Annotated in this window: 6 protein-coding genes; 4 read left to right on the top strand and 2 right to left on the bottom strand. The window is 40.6% G+C overall.

The window, feature by feature from the left end; translation table 11 throughout:
• Positions 1–233: 233 nt before the first annotated feature.
• On the top strand, positions 234–1,553 hold the full coding sequence (locus DW917_RS16140) for an ATP-binding protein (protein WP_118120367.1): 1,320 nt from the start codon (positions 234–236) through the stop codon (positions 1,551–1,553).
• Positions 1,554–1,598: 45 nt separating this feature from the next.
• Here DW917_RS16140 and DW917_RS16135 read toward each other — a convergent pair whose 3' ends face one another.
• Together DW917_RS16135 and DW917_RS16130 are read right to left on the bottom strand one after the other, a co-directional pair.
• Positions 1,599–2,711 carry an acyloxyacyl hydrolase gene (locus DW917_RS16135; protein WP_233524798.1) on the bottom strand — a complete coding sequence of 371 codons (1,113 nt, stop codon included), beginning with the start codon at positions 2,709–2,711 and terminating at the stop codon, positions 1,599–1,601.
• 52 nt (positions 2,712–2,763) lie between these two features.
• Entirely contained in the window at positions 2,764–3,306 is a 543-nt protein-coding gene (locus tag DW917_RS16130; protein ID WP_118120369.1) for an NUDIX hydrolase, read from the bottom strand.
• Positions 3,307–3,593: 287 nt separating this feature from the next.
• On the opposite strand from DW917_RS16130, the gene DW917_RS17615 reads away from it, so the two are divergent.
• The 3 genes from DW917_RS17615 to DW917_RS16120 all read left to right on the top strand — a co-directional run bounded on the left by DW917_RS17615 (position 3,594) and on the right by DW917_RS16120 (position 4,990).
• Positions 3,594–3,746: a hypothetical protein gene (locus DW917_RS17615; protein WP_199545585.1), complete on the top strand. Its 153-nt coding sequence runs from the start codon at positions 3,594–3,596 to the stop codon at positions 3,744–3,746.
• Between the two features lie 2 nt (positions 3,747–3,748).
• The gene (locus tag DW917_RS16125) at positions 3,749–4,300 is read left to right on the top strand and encodes a GNAT family N-acetyltransferase (protein WP_118120362.1); all 552 of its coding nucleotides are present in this window, start codon (positions 3,749–3,751) and stop codon (positions 4,298–4,300) included.
• A 201-nt stretch (positions 4,301–4,501) separates the two neighbouring features.
• Positions 4,502–4,990, top strand: a complete 489-nt coding sequence (locus DW917_RS16120; protein ID WP_118120360.1) for a GAF domain-containing protein — start codon at positions 4,502–4,504, stop codon at positions 4,988–4,990.
• Positions 4,991–5,232 lie beyond the last annotated feature (242 nt).

The raw sequence follows: 5,232 nt of genomic DNA, 5'->3' as shown, positions 1-5,232 counted from the left end.
ACCATCCTAAAGGTGACAACTTTTTCACGTATAAGACAAATCTCTTCCTGGTAGTAAAACCTTCATGCCATTCTTAGCCCCTAATTTTAGAAGGTCTGGCTCATTCTTAGCCCCTAATTTTAGAAGACTTAGCCCATTCTTAGCCCCTAATTTTAGAAGATTTAACCCATTCTTAGCCCCTAATTTTAGAAAAATTCGTATCTTTGCACCAGATTATCAACGTGTTACGAATTATGAAGAAATATCTAAAAAGACATATAGACAAAGAACTTGAGATTTGGGCGAAATCTCAAGAGAGAAAACCATTGCTTTTACGTGGAGCAAGACAAGTAGGAAAGACATCAGCAGTAAGACATCTTGCAGAAGAGTTTGAATATTTTGCAGAAGTAGATTTCAATGAACGCCCAGATATACATTATATGTTCAACGGCACTTACTCACCACAGGAAATCTGCCAATTGCTATCCATCCAGCTACACATTCCTATCATCGCAGGCAAGACCTTGTTGTTCTTTGATGAAATACAGGCATGCCCACAAGCCATTAATCGCCTACGATATTTTTATGAGAAATATTCTGAGCTACATCTCATTGCAGCAGGTTCATTGTTAGAGTTTGCTTTGGAATCATTACCATCTTATGGAGTAGGAAGAATACGTAGTATTTTTATGTACCCATTCAGTTTTGAAGAATTCCTGTGGGCAACAAATGACGAGATGCTGGCCGATATGATTTCCAAATCCACACCTCAGACACCTTTGCCTGAACCAATACACGAGCAAGCAGCCAGACAACTACGTAAGTTTCTTGTTCTCGGAGGCATGCCAGCCGTCATAGCTAGATTTTGTAAAGACGGAGACCTACTGGAATGCCAGCGCATATTGAAAGAATTGATACAATCCTACAGAGATGACTTTGCAAAATATCGTCAAAGGGTACCATCTATGCGAATCGATGCAGTATTCCGTTCTGTAGCAGAACAAGGACTAGGAAAGTTTGTATATAATAAGGTGGACTGCGATGGTAATAGTGGGCAAATCAAGACAGCACTGGAAACACTGATTTTAGCAGGTCTTGTATATCCAGTCACCCATACCTCTGCCAACGGAATTCCTTTAGGCGCAGAAATCAATGAGAAATACCGCCGCATGATATTTCTAGATACAGGCTTACTACAAAGCGTTTTAGGACTGAACATTGCCGATTTTATCGCTACCACTGATATGCAAGTAATTAATCGAGGAGCCATTGCAGAAACCTTTGTAGGTAATGAGATTATAAAATCATCGCCATGCTACGAACCGCGATCATTATACTGCTGGCACAGAGAAAAAAGCGGTAGCAACGCAGAGGTGGATTATGTGGTTCAGCTAGGCGATAAAATACGACCTATTGAAGTAAAGTCGGGCATAAAAGGATCAATGCAAAGCATGCGTATTTTCCTTCAACAGAAAGGCATCGACTACGGAATCCGCACATCACTCGAAAACTTTTCGTGTTATGAAGACATCAGGGTATATCCGCTTTATGCTATCAAAAATATATTCAAATAAAGAAATAAGATATCATAATAGAATAGCTGGCGAAAGATGGCGGCATTACTTGCCGCCAAATCGCCACCCCAATCCCAGCATCAGATTATTGGGAGTTTTGAAATCCACAAGACTGTAGCCGATGTGCAGCATGGCACGTTTGGTGATATGAATCTTCAGGGCAAGCACTTCATACACACCTCTGAAATCGTTGCGATTGCCAAGCAGATAGGTTCCGACACCGAAGTTGATGCTGAAATAAGGCATGGCAAATTCGCCACGAGCAGAAAGGCCCAAACCAGCCTGAGTACTAAACTTACGATTCACATCCTCGCCCCAGGAATCATTCTCCCTGCCGGCCGAACGATCGTACACGCCATCAAGCGACGCTCCTAAACTGAGCCACGGATTCAGCCGATACATCGGATTGACATTGAAGCCCATCACGCCATATTTTCCAGGCAACAGATAATGATCATTACCATCATACCCTACGCCCTGCTTCCAGGCACCATACAGAATCATATCTGTATAAAAACCACGGCTGTCTGGCAACTTCTCCCGCTTCACCTTCGGCACAGACAATGGTTGTCGGTTGATATAATAAGCCAATCCCAAACGGATACCACCCGTATTCAGCCCCATGTTAGGATAGGTGGTGTTTCCATTAGAGAAATGACTCAACGAGATACCGGCATTCAAGTCAAAGGCCTTGGAGAGCATCCATCTGACGTAAAGATCAGCATCAATATAAGCAGTTACTTTCGAACCGATAACCTTGTTTTCCGGATTGCTTTGTTCATCATATCCATTCCACCCAAATGCCATACCTAAGTTCCATTCATAATTGAGCGAAACCCTGCGCGAGAAATTCACGATAGGCGCACCTTGGAACAGATAAACAGAGATAGGGTTTGCCAGCCATCGGTTGAACTCATGCCTTGCCAAGCCCACACCCTGATACACTCCCTGATGAATAGCCCCCGGTCGTACCTCATCTCTATTCATAAAAGCATATTTAAGAGTAAAGGTCATATCGTGGTTCATCGTCCTGATTTCCTCATTTCCACCACGCAGAAACTCGTTGGTATGAAAGATGGTAGCAGGCACAGCATCTGCAGCAATACGATGAACGGTCTTGATGCTATCTTCCTGAGAGAAGACAGGCAATGCAATCATCGCAACTATTGATATAACCGACAAACGTAAATCCATATGACAAAAACAACGTTTAGTTTGCGAAATACTTCCATAGTGGAGCAGCCATCAAAGCCTGCCATATCTCCCCTTTCTGTAGCATATCCAATACTTCCTCACGGGAGAACATACGAGGTTCCAAGTCTTCACCTTGATCAAGATGCTGTTCACCTAAAGGTTCAACATCCGTGGCTAAATAGCAGTGAGTCAGATTGGTATGTGTACTTGGATTAGCAGAGATTGTCATCCACTTCTGCCAGTTACCACCACCAAATCCAGTTTCTTCCATCAGTTCTCGCTTGGCAGCATCCATCGGGTCTTCCCCCTTCTCCACCACTCCAGCGCAAAGTTCGTTCACCGTCTTTCCTATCGCATAACGATACTGTCGAACAAACACAAACTTTCCGTCCTTCGTAATGGCAATGGTATTCACCCAATCAGGATATTCCAACACATAATATTCGTCAATGATAACCCCAGTTGGCAACTGCACCTTATCAACACGCGCCGTGAGCCAAGGCTTCTCTATCAGATATTTCTGCGAGAGCGTCTTCCATTTCATATCTTTATCTGTCATATATTCCATTCTTTAAATAATGGTGCAAAAGTACGAAAAAAGATTGAAAGACGGAAAATATTTCAATCAATTCTATCAGTCCTCGTTCATATTTACTATCATAACCTTTAGGATTAGATGTTGCAAAGCTAATATTTTAAATCGATATTTACAAGTTACGATACTCCGAATTTTCCAATTTCTTGAAAAGTTATAGGGAGATAAAGAAAAAATCCAAGATTTTCTTGATTAATACAAATAAATGTCTTAACTTTGCAGAAGATATTAATTAACAAATAATAAGAAATATGGCAAGACCTATAAAAGAAACACCCATACTTCATGGTGAAGATGCCAGAGTATTTGAGGCCAGGATGAAAAATCCTCCAAAGGAAAGCCGCGAAAAGATGGAAGAAATCAATCGTGACTATAATTATATCATGAGTTTATTCGCAAACTGATTATGAACGATAATGAAGACATTTGCGAACCGTTAAAGATTCGAAGATTAGATATTGGTGACAGAATATCTAATTTTAATTGTGGGGATGAAGACTTAAATGACTTCATCCTTAATGAGTCGCAGCTATATCGGGGAGAGTTGTTAGCCGTTACCTATGTTATTGAAGATAAAAATGGTGCAGTCCTTGCATACTTCAGCTTAGCAAATGATAAAATCTCCCTAACTGAGTTTGAGAACAACACTGAGTTTAATAGGTTCAAAAGACGTTTTAAAAACTCAAAACGTCTTAAAAGCTATCCAGCAGTAAAAATATGTAGATTAGCTGTTGACAAAAATGCTCGGAAGTTACATTTTGGAACAAAACTTCTAAATTTTATTAAAGGATATTTTGCCAAAGACAATAAAACAGGGTGTCGCTTTATTACAGTGGATGCATATATAGAGGCTATACCATTTTATCTTAAGAACAACTTCTTAGAGCTTACCAAAAATGATGAGGATGCGACACACACAAGATTATTATATTATGACCTTAAAATGATGTCCTTGTAAAGAAACATTCAAAAACAAGCAAAACTCTCCCCCTCGACTGACTTTCTCTAACGAGTAGTGGAAATTTGTTTCAGTATAAAACATGACGATAGCATGGTACCGATTACACCGCTACGCTTGATACCGAAATCTCAGCGAAGAAAATATAAAGAGAAAATCAGTAACTTTGCATAAACATCAACAAGATAAGACATTTTCATCATGGCAGAACATCTTATAATAAAAGGAGAAACGAAGGCAGAACTTTACGCCACTCTCCTCCCTCAGCTTCAATCGCTCATAGAGGGAGAAAGCGACATCATCGCCAACATGGCAAATATTTCAGCATGCATCATGGATACCTTTCATTTCTGGTGGGTAGGTTTCTATCGCGTCATTGATGAAAACCTTGTATTAGGACCTTTCCAAGGACCTTTGGCTTGTACCCGCATCAAACGGGGCAAGGGAGTTTGTGGCACAGCTTGGGACAAGGCAGAAACCATCGTTGTAGAAGATGTAGAAAAGTTTCCTGGTCATATCGCTTGCAGTAGTGCTTCCCGCTCAGAGATAGTAGTGCCTGTCATCAGAAATGGTGAGGTCATCGCCGTACTGGACATTGACAGCGAACACCTCAACACCTTCGATAGTATTGATAAAGAATGGTTGGAGAAAGTGGCAGAAATAGTGCCCAACCCATTTTCAACCTATTAAATCTTTGCCGAAAGTTATTGATTTTCAAGAATATAGCTTATAGAGAAACAACATGACTTAAAGATGCGCATCATTGCACCTTAAAGAAGCGCATCATTAGCACCTAACGAAGCGCATCATTAGACCTCAATAAAGCGCTTCGTTAAAGTTTATACTTCTGCATCCTTTAAAAACTTGCTATTTTACAACAGCAAAGCTAATCATTTTATTCGAAATGACAAAGGAAAAATGGCAAAAACGTA

Source organism: Prevotella sp. AM42-24 (assembly GCF_003461825.1).
Lineage (GTDB): Bacteria > Bacteroidota > Bacteroidia > Bacteroidales > Bacteroidaceae > Prevotella > Prevotella hominis.
Note: the sequence above shows the minus strand (reverse complement) of the source record. Positions and strands in the feature narration are given on the sequence as shown.